Below are 16,306 nucleotides of genomic sequence, written 5' to 3' on the forward strand. Positions count from 1 at the left end.
AAAAGAACAGCCAAAAAAATGTGTAAATCAATTAATTTACGCTTTTTTTTAATGAGAAAACAGAGGTGAAGGTATGAAAATTGTAATTATTGGCGCATCATTTGGTGGCGTTTATTGTGCGTTAGAAGCAAGAAGACTTTATCCTGATGCAGAAATTATGATTATTGAAAAAAATGAGCAACTTGCGTTTTTACCTAATGGGTTACTGTTATATCTTCAAGGTGTGTATGAGAATCTAGCAGATGCTACTTTTATTTCAAAAGAAACTTTAATGAAAAATAACATTCAACTACGTTTGCAAGAAATATTTTTATCTTGCGATGGTCAAGAAAAGACGTTACAAACGGATTGTGGGACGTATATGTATGATAAATTGGTTTTAGCAACTGGTTCAACACAACAATCAAAAGTAATTGAATTGCAAGAAGAAGAAATTTATCATTACAAAACCTATCAAGCAGCAAAATATTTGCTACCAAAGATCGAAGAAGCTCAAGAAATAACTTTGATTGGTGCAGGACAAGCGGGCATGGAAGCGGCCAGTGTTTTTATTGAACTGGGTAAAAAAGTTCATTTGTTTGAGGCCATGGATTATCCGTTATTTAAATATTTTGATCAAGACTTTTTAACCCCGTTTTTAGCTGCGTTAGAAAAGATTCCTCAATTAGATTTACGTTTGAATCAGCGAATCACTCAAATGGATCAGGAGGAATTAAGTGAATTAATTTTAACTACTGTCAATGTCCATCCGACAGAAACAATGAGTGACGTTTTAGCGACGCATAGCGATTTAACTATTCAGACGAATGATTTTTTAGAGACATCTCAGAAAGACATTTTTGCAGTGGGGGACTTAATTCAGATTCCTTTTACCTTAACCAATGAAAAAATCTATTTGCCACAAATCAACCATGCTGTTCGTTCTGGAATGACAGCGGCTGCAAATTTAGTTAAACCAACTAAGAAATTTCGTGGTGGTTTGCGGATGATTGGTACTAAAATATTTGGTTGGTATCTTGCGAGTGTGGGTTTGCTGGAATCTGAAGCCTTTTTATATCCTAAAAAATTGATGATTAAAACTACTGTTATACCTGCATCTATAACTTCTAAAGAAACTTTATATTGTAAGTTAATTATTGAAAGGAAGACACAACGTTTATTAGGTGTACAGTTATTGTCACAAGCGAATTGTTTGGCGATTATTGAACGTTGCGGGTGGGTCATCCAACAAGAAATGACGATTGAGGCGTTATTAGAACAAGATTTCTTTTTTCAATCGCAATACAGCAGTACACTCGCTTTCTTAAATGACTTATTTGTAGGATGTGACACCGATGAAATTTGAAGAATTATTAGAGAAAAAAGAAGCAAAAAAAATGCGGCTTTTAAAAAACTTATTACTTTCAGGTGGAAAAGACACTATTACAGAAATGATGAAGAAGTTGCAACTTTCTAAAAAATCCGTAGAAAATTATTTAGAAGAGTTAAGAGATGATTTAGCTATTTATGAAGGTCAATGTCAATTAATCTATGATAAAACAAGTGTTGAATTTTGGAAAATACCGGAGTTTTCTTTACGTGAACTAGAATTGACTTGGTACCAAGAAGCGCCTAAATATCAAATACTCATTCATCTACTGGAAAACAAAGAAATGGCTTTTATTCGTTTAACACAAGAATTGGCAATCAGTGAATCGTCCTTATCACGAAAAATCAAAGAAATTAATATCTTATTAAAAGAATTTAAACTGATGATTTGGCAAGGGAAAATCGAAGGCGAAGAAAGTCAAATTCGTTATTTTTATTTTCAATTGATGTGGTATCTCGACCAATACCCAAAACATTTAACGGGAAAAGAAAAACACTTGATTGAACAGTTTGAACGTGGTTTTGGTCTTATTTTTACTGAAGAAGCGCATCAACGGATTAACTTATGGGTGAAAATCACTAAATACCGTATTTCAATTCCAAAATTATCTTTTCAAGAATTTCACAAAAAATTTATCCCTTACCAAAAAGACCGCTTTTACTTACAATTAAAACCTATTTTTCAACGATTTTTTAGTTATTATGCAGTAGAAATTAGGGAAGAAGAAATTATGCTACATTTTATCTTTTTAATTAGTATGTCTCTTTTAAACGAAAAAGATTTTTATCACTATTCCTTACAACGTTCACGATTTACACCAAGTAGTATTGCAGATACTTTAATTTTAGAAAATATTTTACGATTATATCCTCGTCCTAAAATTCGCCCAGAATGGGAAGCCAATTGTTATTATCATTTATCCCAAGTGCATTTGCGTTTGTATTTTTTTCAAGGGGATGTTGAAGTGTATGATCGTGAGAATATTTGGCAACTAGAGGCTAAACTATCTAGTCGTAATATTCAAGCATATACAAAAAAATTGTTGGGCTTGGCACAAGACACACTAGCGATTCCTTATGACGAAGAAAATAGTTTGTTGGCGATGACCGAAGTGAAATATTTGAGTATTGTCACGATTTTAGATGTAGAAATGAATCGAGAAATTCGGATAGGCATTGATTTAAAAATGGATCCATTATTTAAAGAAGCCGCTATTAATATGTATATGCTACATTTAAATATGATTAATGGTGTAGTAGTAGAGGCGTGTATTCCTGAACACCATTACGATTTAATTATTACGAATCAGCAGCAAGAAAAAGTACGCTATTATCGCTTATCAGAATTAGGAACGAATTATGATATTCAAGAAATTAAAAAAATAATTCGGCAATTAGAATAAGCCTTGCTATGCTTGAATTTTGTCAAAAAATACAAAAAACGCAAAAAAGCTGACAAAATAAATTGAAATAAAAAAGGTAAGATATGTATGTAAAGAAAACGCTATCAAAGGAGCAGATAATTATGACGACAAAAGAAAAAAAATACATTATGGCAATTGATCAAGGAACTACCAGTTCACGAGCAATTTTGTTTGATAAAAAAGGTAAAAATATTGGTAGCTCTCAAAAAGAATTCACACAATACTTTCCAAACTCAGGCTGGGTAGAACATAATGCTAATGAAATTTGGAATTCAGTTCAGTCGGTCATTGCAGGTGCGTTTATTGAATCAGGCATTCATCCAGATGAAGTTGCAGGAATTGGTATTACGAATCAACGTGAAACAACAGTTGTTTGGGAAAAAGAAACGGGGCGACCAATTCATAATGCAATTGTTTGGCAATCTCGACAATCTTCAGGAATCGCAAATCAGTTGGTAAAAGATGGTTATAAAGATATGATTCATTCAAAAACAGGTTTGATTGTGGATGCTTATTTTTCCGCAACAAAAATTCGTTGGATTTTAGATCATGTAGAAGGTGCACAAGAGCGAGCTGAAAAAGGAGAATTGCTATTTGGAACAATCGATTCTTGGTTGGTTTGGAAACTAACAGATGGCGATGCGCACGTAACAGATTACTCAAATGCAAGTCGGACGATGCTTTACAATATTCATGATTTAACATGGGATAAAGAAATTTTAGACCTACTAGATATTCCGCAAGCTATGCTTCCTGAAGTGAAAAGTAATTCTGAAATTTATGGGTATACAAAAGGATATCATTTTTATGGAAGTAATGTACCAATTTCAGGAATGGCTGGGGATCAACAAGCAGCACTATTCGGACAAATGGCTTTTGAACCGGGAATGGTCAAAAATACTTATGGTACAGGTGCCTTCATTGTGATGAATACGGGTGAAAAACCACAATTATCAGCCAATAATTTGTTAACGACAATTGGATATGGTATTAATGGAAAAGTTTATTATGCCTTAGAAGGAAGTATTTTTGTAGCCGGTTCAGCCATTCAATGGTTGCGTGATGGCTTACGTATGATTGAAACTTCTCCAGAATCTGAAGAGATAGCCGCTAAAGCGACAGGCGGTAATGATGTGTATGTTGTACCTGCCTTCACGGGATTGGGAGCACCTTATTGGGATTCAGATGCACGTGGAGCGGTCTTTGGTTTAACTCGTGGAACAACAAAAGAAGATTTCGTACGAGCAACACTTCAAGCAGTAGCGTATCAATCACGTGATGTTTTAGAAACAATGAAAAAAGATTCGGGCATTGATATTCCTCTATTAAAAGTCGATGGTGGTGCGGCGAAAAATAATTTATTGATGCAGTTCCAAGCAGATATACTAAATACTCAAGTGCAACGGGCTGCTAATTTAGAAACAACAGCGTTAGGCGCTGCCTATCTTGCGGGCTTAGCTGTAGGTTTCTGGAAAGACTTAGACGAGTTAAAAGCAATGCAAAAAGAAGGCGAAATTTTCACACCACAAATGGCAGAGGATGAACGTGAAGAATTGTATGAAAATTGGCAAGCAGCAGTTGCCGCTACACAAGTTTTCAAACCGCGCAAAAAGAAGGAAGGTCAATAAGATGGCATTTTCATTTAAGACTAGACGAAAGAACATCGAAGAATTACAAGAAACAACGATTGATTTATTAATCATTGGTGGTGGTATTACTGGTGCAGGGGTAGCTGTTCAAGCTGCCGCTGCCGGTATGAAAACAGCTTTGGTTGAGATGCAAGATTTTGCAGAAGGCACGTCTTCTAGATCAACAAAATTAGTGCATGGTGGTATTCGTTACTTAAAGACTTTTGATGTGGAAGTTGTAGCGGATACGGTCAAGGAACGAGCGAATGTACAAAAAATAGCTCCTCATATTCCTAAACCAGATCCGATGTTATTACCTATCTATGATGAACCGGGAGCAACGTTTAATTTATTTTCTGCAAAAATTGCTATGGATTTATATGACCAACTAGCAGGTGTTAGTGGCACGAAATATGCTAATTATGTTTTAAATAAAGAAGAAGTACTACAAAGAGAACCACAACTCCAATCAGAAAATTTGCAAGGAGCGGGTGTCTATCTTGATTTTCGAAATAATGATGCACGTTTAGTTATTGAAAATATTAAGCAGGCGCAATCAGATGGTGGTTTAATGCTTAATAAAATGAAAGTGCTTGAAATTGTACATGACGAAAATGGTCAAGCAAATGGAGCAAAAGTAGAGGATTTATTAACAGGAGAAATATTTACAATTATGGCTCGCGTGATTATCAATACCACAGGACCATGGTCTGATAAGGTGCGACAATTGGATAGTAAAAATGAATTACCTGCGCAAATGCGTCCAACCAAGGGCGTACATTTAGTTGTTGACCGAAGTAAATTAAACGTGCCACAACCAACGTATTTTGATACAGGAAAAAATGATGGACGGATGGTCTTTGTAGTTCCTCGTGAAGAAAAAACTTATTTCGGAACAACAGATACGGATTATCAGGGTGATTTAAAACACCCTAAAGTGGAGCAAAGTGATGTCGCTTATTTATTAGACATTGTGAACCATCGCTTTCCAGAAGCAAATATCACGATTCAAGATATTGAATCCAGTTGGGCAGGTTTGCGTCCGTTAATTTCAGGTAATGGTGGATCAGATTATAATGGTGGCAATAACGGAGCATTGTCAGAAGATAGTTTTCAAGATGTTGTAAGCGCTGTTAAAGAATATTTGAACGATCCATCCGCTCGTGAAAAAGTAGAAAAAGCAATCAATGAAGTCGAAGTATCCATTGATAATACTGTGAATCCTTCGCAAGTATCACGTGGTAGTAGTTTAGATCGTTCAGTAGATGGTTTGCTCACACTAGCTGGTGGCAAAATTACCGATTATCGTCTAATGGCTGAAGGAGCCTTACAAAAAATTCAAGAAATTCTAGCAGAAGGTTTTCAAAAAAGGTTCGTTTTAATTGATTCTGTAAACTATCCTGTTTCAGGTGGACGAATTGATTATCAAAACGTGGATGATGAACTAGCTAAACTGGCAAAACTAGCAGAGGATAAAGGTTTAGATGAAAAAGATGCTCGCTATTTAGCTAATCTATATGGTTCTAATCTAGAAAAAGTTTTGCGTTATGACGAAAAAATTTCAGGTTTATCAGCACGCGATAGTTATTCGTTAAATTATGCGCTGAATGAAGAAGCAGTCTTGACACCTGCCGATTATTTGATGCGTCGAACCAACTTTATTTTATTCATTCGCGATGAAGTGGATGCTATTAAAGAACCGGTTATTAAAAAAATGCAAGCATTCTTTGGTTGGACAGATGAAGAAACTGAAAAACAACGTGCAGAATTAGAAGAAGTAATTGCAGAATCTGATCTAAAACAATTGAAAGAGGAGTTAGGACAATGAGCGATATGACACAGATTTTTAGTGAATTTTTAGGAACAGCGATGTTAATTTTATTAGGTAGCGGTGTATGTGCTGCCGTCAATTTAGCTAAAAGCAAAGCTGAAGCATCAGGTTGGATTGTAATTGCTGCTGGTTGGGCTACAGCGGTAACAATTGCAGTATATGCGTCTAGTTTTATGGGACCTGCCCATCTAAACCCTGCTGTAACTATTGGAATGGCGATTGCTGGTAAATTTACTTGGAGTTTAGTTATACCATTTATTATTGCACAACTTTTGGGAGCAATAGTTGGTGCAGCACTTGTATGGTTAGCATATCTACCTCATTGGGCAGAAACCAAAGATCAGGGAGCTATTTTAGGCACTTTTGCGACAGGTCCTGCTATCCGTAATTTACCAGCAAATTTAATGACTGAGATTATTGGTACATTTGTTTTAGTCTTTGCTCTATTAGCCTTTGGTGAAACAAGCTTTGCAGACGGTACGAATCCGATGGTAGTGGGAATTTTAATTTTGGCAATTGGGTTATCATTAGGGGGACCAACTGGCTATGCAATTAATCCAGCACGTGATTTAGGCCCTCGTTTAGCACATCAGTTTTTACCAATTAAAAACAAAGGAAACTCTGATTGGGGCTACAGTTTGATTCCCATTACTGGACCTATTATTGGCGGTATCGTTGCAGCAGGCGTCTTTAATATCTTACCGCTTTAAAAAAACCTTATTTTATTGAACCGAAAAACTTGTATGTTTTTTAAATACGTGTTATGAATAGAGTATAAAATCAATAGTTATTTGCTTTATTCAAAAGGGGGACAATATTATGGTTCAAGTGAAAGAAATTGTCGTAGGAGAACGTTATGAAGTACAACCTAAAAATTTTCACCGTGGTGTTATTGGAACAGTAACTCGTGTAGAGAATGGTTCCATTCTTCTTAAAGTTGAAAATTATGATATTTGTGATCGAGGTAAAGTAAATGCAGATCGATTATTAGAAGTGGATATAAGCGATATTAAGTATTTGATTGATGATAGTTGTTTCTTTAGTTAAGTAAAACAATCGTTAGAAAATATTTTCTAACGATTGTTTTTTTTTTGCAAAAAAACAGGGACTATTTGATAAGTCCCTGTTAAAAACTAGTCCATTGGTATTAATAAAATCTTTGAAAAAGGTGTCCCTGAGAAAATATGAGTGATTTTATTACCACCAGCAGCTAATGTTGAATGCCAAAAGCGATTTTGTGAAGGCGTATCTCCCCAGAAAAAGCCAATATGACAATCATAATTTGGTTTAGTAAAGTCTGCTTCAAAATAAATTAAATCTCCTTTTTTCGCTTTGCCGCTTTGCAATAAAGCATCGACAGAGTAGAACGTATAATAATCAGTATTAGCAGTTAAAGCATCACGCCAGTTATACGCATTTGCTACACCACCAATGCCATTAGTAGCATTCGCAACTTTATTGATATTTGCACCACTATTTCGTAACGCAGTAGCAATAAAACCTGTACAGTTAAATCCTGGTCCGTATTGATTAGGATTACCAATTGGACTCATGACACTAGCTGGAATAGCTAATGAGCCTCTAAAAGGAGTATTGAGATACATAGAACTGTTATTATTTAGTTCATTTAAGATATTGCTACGATTGATTCCTAGGTAAGAACCAGCACCTTTAGTTAAACTAGTGCCAGTTTCATTGATATAGCCGATCCAATGGCCGTTGTCATCATAAATAGTTAAATAACGATCACCGTTAAAATGATCATAGTAACCACGTGCCGTAACAGTTTGTCCAAAATAGGTAGAGGACTTCGCACGTTTTTGCCAGTTGAAGTTTTGCCAAATTGTATGATTTTTTCCTGTTACTACAACTTTTTTTCCATAATGATGATGTAACCCCATTTTATTGTCAGCACGTTGGGTTCCTTTTTCGCTTAAATAACCAACCCATTTCCCTTGATTATCATATAAAGTTAAGTAGCGTGTGCCATTAAAATGTTGGTAATATCCACGTGATTGAAGAGCTTGTCCATAGTAACTAGCGGAATCCGCGCGTTTCTTCCAGTTAAAATCTTGCCAGATTGTATAATTATTAGCATTTATTGCGACATATTTATTATCACTGTGAAAACTTCCTACTTTAGAAGGAGTTACTTCTGTTCCAGTTTGATTAATATACCCGATCCATTTCCCTTGGTTATCATAAACGGTTAAATAACGTTGTCCATTAAAGTGGTCATAATACCCTCTTGCTTGCAAGACTTCTCCTTGGTAATTAGACGAATGTTCGCGTTTCTTCCAGTTGAAATCTTGCCAAATTGTATAATTACTAGCTTTAATGGTCACATATTTATCATACGCATGATATTGACTACGTCCATCAGAAAGTTCTGTTCCAGTCTCATTGATGTACCCAATCCATTTTCCTTGGTTATCATAAACGGTTAAATAACGGGCACCATTAAAATGGTTGTAATACCCTCTCGCTTGCAAGACTTCTCCTTGGTAATTAGATGAATGGTCGCGTTTTTCCCAATTAAAGCTTCCCCAAATCATATAATTATTGGCTTTGATAGTTACATATTTACCATAACTGTAATGTTGCCCTTGTTGTCCATCTGTTATAAAGATGTTTTCTTTTTTAGTATATAATGACTCAGTATTGTTAGTTTCTAATGACACATATTCTGTTCCATCAAAGTGTCGATAAGTTCCTTTGATACGATAGGTAGTATGAAGGAGGCTGTTAGTAGAAACACTTATTTTAAGTTGATTATCTTTGTAAGCCATTTGATTTTGTTTGGTAAAATTTGCATATCCCGTGAACTTTTGCTCAATACCTAATGGACTATCGGTTAATTTTTGATTCTTAACTTCCATGTATCCTACTAATTGATTTTTAAAATCCACAAGAGAAAAATAATATTTATCATCCCATGATTGAAGCTTTTCTTTTATAAAAAAAGTCTTATTTAAAATATTAGTTGTAGGAACTACTTGTGTTAAATTTAAATCTCTATAAACTGGTGTATTCGTTTCTGTGAATGTAAAATATTTTTCAATTACCTGTGGTTCCTTAAGAAAAACAATTTCAGATTTTGAGACATAGCCAATAGTCTTTTGTGTTAAATCGATAAGTTTATAATAACTTGTATTATCTTCGAATAAAACATGCTCGGTTACTTGATAGACATGATTGGAAATTGATATGCTATTTGAAACAGAAAAAGTATTGTTAGTTTGTGGTAGAGTTTCTACTGATTTCCATCCTGTTACCTCCTGTGATGATAATTTTGCGAGCGCATTTATTTGTTGTGTTTGATAAGGTGGCGTGGTCAATATTTCTTTTTCAGTAGATTGGGTAGTTTCCATTGATTCACTAGATTCTACAGTTGTAGTAGGCTCTTCTATAGTTTCTTCAAAGGCATCTGTAGATTCAGTATTTTGAGAATCCAAGCTACTAGTAGTTTGGATTGAAGAATCCCATAGTTTTTTTTCTGGTATAGTTTCTGATGTTTGAACAGGTGTTGTTATATCAATATCATCTGCCAAAACATTGGATGAATGGATAACACCTAATAACATCGCAATTGATAAAAAGGTAATAGTTCTCTTTTTCATTTATTTTCCCTCCTAAAAACCCTTGTTAATTAAAACATAGCATAATGTAGGTTTTTTACAAGTATAATGAGTATAATCATAAATATTATTTTAATGGAAGTAATTTTCTTGCAGAAAGGTTATAATTCATTTAAAGAGTAGTAGTTATTTTAATTAAATAACTATTAGTTAAAATAAGAGTGTTAGGATGGAAAGAATGAAAAAGAAAGTTTTATTAATAGGAATAATAACTATGTTAGTTTTTCAAAATAGTTCAATTATTGTTCAGGCAGTAGATCAAACGGAAACGCTTGAAAGTAGTAGCGTTTTAGACGAATCAAATTCCGGGAGTTCATTAGTTGATAGTAGTAATGGAATGGGAGTAGATATTTCAAATAATCCAATAGTTATTGAAGACAGTAAAAATTTTTTAGAGGAGGATCTTTCTACATCTCAATCTGAAGATACTTTAATGTCAACAGAAGATAAACTATCCACAAATGAAAGTACTATTTCTTCTACAGTTAACGTTGATGAAATAGAAGAAAGTAATACAATAAGCATAAAAGAAACAGATACCACAGAGCAGTCCAGTATACCTGAGGAAAATATGAACTATCCGAGCGGACGTTCCGATTTGTCTAGCAGTCAACAAAGATTCAGTATGAACACTATACCCACAGTTAATGCAACTGATGTGAATCTACCACAAAAAAGCTTCATTGATATTTCTTCTCACAATGGAAGTATTAGTATAGAAAGTTATAAAATAATCAAATCCTATGGTGTAAAGGGGGTTGTGGTTAAACTAACTGAAGCAACTAGCTATCAAAACCCATTTGCTAAAGAACAAATATCAAATGCCTTAGCAGCAGGATTGAAAGTCTCTGTTTATCATTACAGCTGGTTTAAGACAAAAGAACAAGCGATACAAGAAGCAAATTATTTTTCTGCAATGGCAACAACTCTAGGATTACCTAAAGACACATTAATGGTGAATGATATCGAGGAGCCTCAAATTGCAAGTGGGAATGATCATACCCAAAATTCACTGGAATTCGAAAAGAGATTGAATCAATTAGGGTTTATCAATGTAAATCATTATGTAGGGATGCATTGGATTACTAGTGGAAAAATTAATCCAGTTGCATTAGGATATACAAAGCTGTGGGTTGCCGCATATCCATATGTTCTTGACACAACACAAAGATATACAGAATACGGTGCATGGCAATGGTCATCACAAATGAAGTTTCCCAATGTCTCAGGTGTATTTGACATCTCTTCAGATTACGCACAGCAATTTACCACAAGTCTTGAAAGCAATCAAGAATTCAACAAATATGTTACATTAAATAAAGAAATTTCTTTATGGAGTATAGACAATAATGAAGCTATCCAAATTGGAACTACTTCACAATGGTTAGAAAAAACACTAAGAATAAAGAAAGAAGTACAAGATAGTACCAATCAAAAATATTATTTGTTAGAAGATAAGCAAAAACACGAAATAGGATACATACGTTCAACAGATAGTAATATGATAGATAACGCAGCAGGCGAACTTTTTGGTTATACGAAATATGTCACTATATCAGCAGCTAACTATACGATTTGGGAAAATTTTAATTGGAAAAAACGTGATCATTCGTCTAATTACCAAGGAGAAGTCTTGCAAGCGAGAGGGTATTACAACCATTTTAATGGTGCCCGTTATTTAACCGTTTATGATAACCAAGGAAAATGGATTGGGTATATCAATGAAGTGGCTACTAAGTTATCGCCAAATAAAATTGGAAACCATCGTAATTATGGTAAATATGTGACTATCAAAGCCAATAACTATACGATTTGGGGAAGCTTTAATTGGGAAAAACGCGATCATTCATCTAATTACCAAGGAAAAGTCTTGCAAGCGAGAGGGTATTATGACCACTTTAATGGAGAACGTTATTTAACCGTTTATGATAACCAAGGAAAATGGATTGGGTATATCAATGAGACTGGAGTAGAAATTTCTGATAGTAAGGTAGGTTGGCATCAAATAGATAAGAATTATATTAAAATTACAGCAAATAATTATGTTATTTGGAATAATTTTAAATGGCAGAAGCGTACTCATTCCTCTAAATATCAAGGAAAAGTCTTACAAGTTAGAGGTTATCATGAACATTTTAATGGATCAAAGTTCTTAAATTTATATGATTTGAATGGTAAGTGGCTGGGGTATATGAATAGTAGTGGATCACGAAATATAGCACAACCATCATCTCAAAAAATGCTTGTAACTGTTATAAGAAATAATTATACGATTTGGGAGAATTTTAATTGGGAAAAGAAAAATGTCTCAAAAGATTTTCTTAATCAGCAATTAGAAGTAAAGAATGTCTATAGGCATGCTAATGGGGCTTCCTATTTAGGTTTGTATACGCTTGATGGAAAATGGATTGGCTATATTAATGAAACTGGAACCAATTTTTTGAATAGGTAATAAATAAGCGAAAAAGATGTGAATTGCACTACAATTAAAAAAATTGACATTAAAACGGTTGTTTTCATTTTTTAACTAATGCAAATATCACATGTTTTTCGTTTTTTTTTAATTAAACTAATCTTGACTTTAAACCAATTGTTTTACAAACTAAAATAGTAGTTGTTTTAAAATTTAATAGTAAAAAACTAAGCTTAGTGGAGGAGAATATGAAAAAGTATATATTGAATAGAAAAATACAAGCTTTATTTGCTATTTTCTTATTAGTAATAGTTGCAGGTAGCTTACAACTTTTACAAGTGCAAAATAGAAACTTGTACTTAGGTTATGATTGGGTTTTTCATTACAATAGATTTTATGATGCCGCACAACAAATTAAAGAAGGAAATTTTCAATATTTTATCTCTATGTATGGTTTTACGCAATCTGGAAGAATAGTAAATGCTTTGTATGGACCAATGTTTGCTTATTTTAATGGCTTACTTATTCTCATTACAAAATCATGGTTTAATTATCAGTTATTGACCAATTTTTTGATTACTTTTTTAGCATCATTGAGTATGTTTATTTTGCTAATCAAAAATAATATTAGAATAAGAATATCTTTCTTCCTGTCTATAATGTATGTTACGTTTTATTTAGTTCAGGCTTGGACATTTAATCAAGTTTTTCATGCATGGGGAGCAGTTATTTTTCCACTAGGAGTTTTAGCCGGGCTGGCATTTTTTAAATCTAATGAGGGTTCGCTAGTTAAGAAAATCCTATTCCTAACATTTGCTATGACTTTAGCTGTTCAAGTACATGTATTAACTACATTGTTTTTAGTGATTTTATTAAGTATTTTTTTTGTTTTGGCATTTTTTTCATCGGATAATAAAGTGAGGTTAGTACAGTGGGTAAGTATTGCGGCTGTATTAACTATTTGTACAACAGCAAATGTCTGGTATCCTTTGCTAGAAGTAAATTTAGAAAATACTATTTTGCCCCCATTTTTCAATGCTAATATGGATAAATCGGCTTTAAAATTGAGTTTTCAAACGTTGCCTACACATCTGACTATCACTGTTTTTTCTTTATATATTTTTCAGTTTATTTTGTTATTTTTTGTTAAACCATCTAAGACTAACCGAATAGTTACTATTCTTGCATATATTACCTTTATTGCATCAACGCGTATTTTTCCATGGAATGAATTAATAAGTATAATACCAAATATTTCCCTCATTCAATTTCCTTCTCGTTTGTTAATGCCAAGTGTTATATTAGTATTATTAGGGATTGGCTTGTCTTTAGAACAGTTGTTTAAGCAAGAAGCGACATCTAGATTAACTTCTAGTGTAATTTATTTAGTACTGTTTAGCTGTTTGAGTTTGGGAGTTATAGAACATTTACAATCGTCTTATATACAATCACAATATTGGTTCCGTGATACAATCATTGATGATTATAAAAACACAGGACTTCGAGTAAAGAAATATAATCCTGATGAGATTCGTAATAGTTTTTTCAAATCGGATCAACTTTTAACACCATTAGACGTTTTCAGTAAAACAACACCAGATTATATCCCTTTAGAAAATAAAAAATTAGCAACTGATCCTAAATTTAAGCCGTATAAAGAATACGGAAAAACTATTGTAATTAATCCGCTAAACAAAAGATTAGTAAAAACAGTTGAAAATAACAAATTGAAATTATCATGGGAAGCGACTCGAAGTTCTGAAGTGATTGTTCCAATTTTTATTTATCATCGAACAGAAGTTACTTTCAACGGGAAATTATTAACAGGGACTGAAATTAAAAAAAATCGTATAGGAAATTTATTACTTAATTCTGCCATAGGAGAAAATGAATTAAGTATTTACTACAAAAATTCTGTATTATTTTATGTAGCATTAGGCATTAGTATTTTTTCTTGGATTATGATTAGTATATGGGGAAGTATTATTTTAATAAGAGATTTTTTTAGAATTGAATAAAGAACTGCTTACGACGTGTTCTCATTTTTGAGAACACGTATTTTCTTTTTTATCAAATTCATGTAGAATTAAAAAAACTGGAGGAAAAGTCTATTGAAAAAACAAATTACATTATTAAGTAAAGAACTATATTTGCTTTTAATAAAAATAATTAGCAAAAGACCTAGAGGGAAAAGTAATCAAATTGTTTTTTTGTTAAGCTTTCCTTCAACAAGTGAAACTATATTAGAGGCTTTGTATGAATCTTTGGGAAATCAACTAGTCATTTGTTATACCAATAATAGTCAATCAGAAGCGGATAAATATCGCCAAAAAGGTGTACCTACATATTGTTTAGATAATTTTTTTGTATTGTGTACTAAAATTGTTCCTTTAATAAAAAAAAGCAAAGTTGTTTTGTGTGACAATTATTTTGCATTTTTAGCTGGAATGACACTTGATAATAAGACAGAAGTTGTACAATTATGGCATGCTAATGGAGCTATTAAATTATTTGGTTTAGAAGCCAAATATGCCAAGAGTGCTACTTATAAAGATAAGCAAAGATACTTAGATGTATATCAAAAATTCACAAAATATGTGGTAAGTTCAGATCAAATGGCTAGGATTTTTGAGCGGAATTATAATCAAAAAATTAATATATTGCCGTTTGGTTATCCACCAACAGATAATTTTTTTGATAATATATGGCTAAAAAAAGTGAAAGATAAATTTAATCGAGTATTTAATAACAAGAAGAAAGTACTATTGTACGTGCCAACATATCGAGAAACACCTACAGATGTACCTTTGAATTTTGCTAAATTACAACAAAAAATTGGTAAAGATTGGCAAATTTTTGTTAAGGCTCATCCTCATGATAAATTGTTTCATGAATACCTAAAACAAGAAGTTGGCATTATTACTGACTTTAAAGGGATGAGTTTGCAAGAAATTCTTCCTTCCGTAGATTGTCTAATAACAGATTATTCTTCTATTCCGTTTGAATATTCATTAGCCAATAGAGAAGGAAAAATAATTTTCTATTGTTATGATTTGCATAAATATCAAACAGAAGTTGGCATAGAACTAGATTTTGAAAGATGGGTACCAGGGAAAGTTGTACAAACAGAAAAAGAGCTGCTACATGAAATTGCTAACTTGGATACTCAAAACTTTGAAGCATTTAATTTACTTTGGAATAACTATACAACTGGAAAAGCTAAGCAACAATTGATAGATTGGATAAGGAGTAAATATGAAAACTGAAATAATGGCAGGTGTACCTGTAGACTGTTTAACATATGAAGATATTATAAGAGAGGTTCCCATGTATATAAAAACAGGTGAAAAAATGACAGCAATTAGTGTCAATCCTCAAATTATAGTGGAAGGCAAAAAACACCCTGAAGTCATCGAATTTATAAAAAATAGTACGCATCGTATCCCAGATGGTATTGGTATTGTATTAGTTTCTAAATTAACAAAAGGAAATATTAAGCAACGTGTTGCTGGTTTTGAGTTAATGATAAAATTTTTAGAATATGCAAATGAAAATTGCTCTAGCTGCTTTTTTTATGGAGCGCATCCAGATGTTTTAAAAGACATGCTTAGGAAACTAGAAATTGAATATCCTAAAATGAATATAGCAGGCAGTATCGATGGATATACATCTTTAAAAGATGAAGAAATTGTGGATAAAATTAATCAAGTACATCCCGATTTTTTATTTATTGCATTGGGATTTCCTAAACAAGAACAGTGGTTGAATCGCAATCTTGATAAATTAAATGTCTCTATTTTTCAAGATGTAGGTGGCAGCTTTGATGTGCTTAGTGGCCATGTTAAGAGAGCACCTGCCTTTTTTTTGCGTTTTCATTTAGAGTGGTTATATCGTTCACTGAGTAATCCTAGACGTATTGGTCGTATTTTTCAATTACCTGTTTTTTTATTCAAAAGTTTATTATGGAATTTAAAAAATAGATAATAGTGGAGAAGGAACAGATA

The 16,306-nt window shown here is 33.0% G+C and carries 11 protein-coding genes; 10 read left to right on the forward strand and 1 reads right to left on the reverse strand.

What is annotated here, in order from left to right; genetic code table 11:
• Positions 1-73: 73 nt before the first annotated feature.
• From DOK78_RS07520 to DOK78_RS07545, 6 genes are all read left to right on the forward strand, one after another.
• Positions 74-1,345: an NAD(P)/FAD-dependent oxidoreductase gene (locus tag DOK78_RS07520; RefSeq protein WP_207940942.1), complete on the forward strand. Its 1,272-nt coding sequence runs from the start codon at positions 74-76 to the stop codon at positions 1,343-1,345.
• On the forward strand, positions 1,335-2,771 hold the full coding sequence (locus DOK78_RS07525) for a helix-turn-helix domain-containing protein (protein ID WP_207940941.1): 1,437 nt from the start codon (positions 1,335-1,337) through the stop codon (positions 2,769-2,771). The genes DOK78_RS07520 and DOK78_RS07525 overlap by 11 nt, the downstream gene beginning before the upstream one ends.
• A gap of 122 nt (positions 2,772-2,893) precedes the next feature.
• A complete protein-coding gene (gene glpK, locus DOK78_RS07530) occupies positions 2,894-4,420 on the forward strand; it encodes a glycerol kinase GlpK (RefSeq protein WP_207940940.1) in 1,527 nt (508 codons plus the stop codon).
• 1 nt (position 4,421) lies between these two features.
• On the forward strand, positions 4,422-6,248 hold the full coding sequence (gene glpO / locus DOK78_RS07535) for a type 1 glycerol-3-phosphate oxidase (RefSeq protein WP_207940939.1): 1,827 nt from the start codon (positions 4,422-4,424) through the stop codon (positions 6,246-6,248).
• Positions 6,245-6,961, forward strand: coding sequence for an MIP/aquaporin family protein (locus DOK78_RS07540; protein WP_207940938.1), 717 nt, complete (start codon positions 6,245-6,247; stop codon positions 6,959-6,961). Before glpO ends, DOK78_RS07540 begins: the two co-directional genes overlap by 4 nt.
• A gap of 109 nt (positions 6,962-7,070) precedes the next feature.
• Positions 7,071-7,298, forward strand: a complete 228-nt coding sequence (locus DOK78_RS07545; protein ID WP_207940937.1) for a hypothetical protein — start codon at positions 7,071-7,073, stop codon at positions 7,296-7,298.
• 86 nt (positions 7,299-7,384) lie between these two features.
• Here DOK78_RS07545 and DOK78_RS07550 read toward each other — a convergent pair whose 3' ends face one another.
• Entirely contained in the window at positions 7,385-9,871 is a 2,487-nt protein-coding gene (locus DOK78_RS07550) for a hypothetical protein (protein ID WP_207940936.1), read from the reverse strand.
• Positions 9,872-10,067: 196 nt separating this feature from the next.
• Between DOK78_RS07550 and DOK78_RS07555 the strand changes: the two genes are divergently transcribed.
• From DOK78_RS07555 to DOK78_RS07570, 4 genes are all read left to right on the forward strand, one after another.
• Positions 10,068-12,341 carry a GH25 family lysozyme gene (locus tag DOK78_RS07555; protein ID WP_243430509.1) on the forward strand — a complete coding sequence of 758 codons (2,274 nt, stop codon included), beginning with the start codon at positions 10,068-10,070 and terminating at the stop codon, positions 12,339-12,341.
• A 209-nt stretch (positions 12,342-12,550) separates the two neighbouring features.
• Positions 12,551-14,320, forward strand: coding sequence for a hypothetical protein (locus tag DOK78_RS07560; RefSeq protein WP_207940935.1), 1,770 nt, complete (start codon positions 12,551-12,553; stop codon positions 14,318-14,320).
• 93 nt (positions 14,321-14,413) lie between these two features.
• Positions 14,414-15,568, forward strand: a complete 1,155-nt coding sequence (locus DOK78_RS07565; RefSeq protein ID WP_207940934.1) for a CDP-glycerol glycerophosphotransferase family protein — start codon at positions 14,414-14,416, stop codon at positions 15,566-15,568.
• Positions 15,558-16,286: a WecB/TagA/CpsF family glycosyltransferase gene (locus DOK78_RS07570; protein WP_207940933.1), complete on the forward strand. Its 729-nt coding sequence runs from the start codon at positions 15,558-15,560 to the stop codon at positions 16,284-16,286. The genes DOK78_RS07565 and DOK78_RS07570 overlap by 11 nt, the downstream gene beginning before the upstream one ends.
• Positions 16,287-16,306: the final 20 nt, after the last annotated feature.

The sequence above is a fragment of the Enterococcus sp. DIV2402 genome, from assembly GCF_017426705.2.
Lineage (GTDB): Bacteria > Bacillota > Bacilli > Lactobacillales > Enterococcaceae > Enterococcus_F > Enterococcus_F lowellii.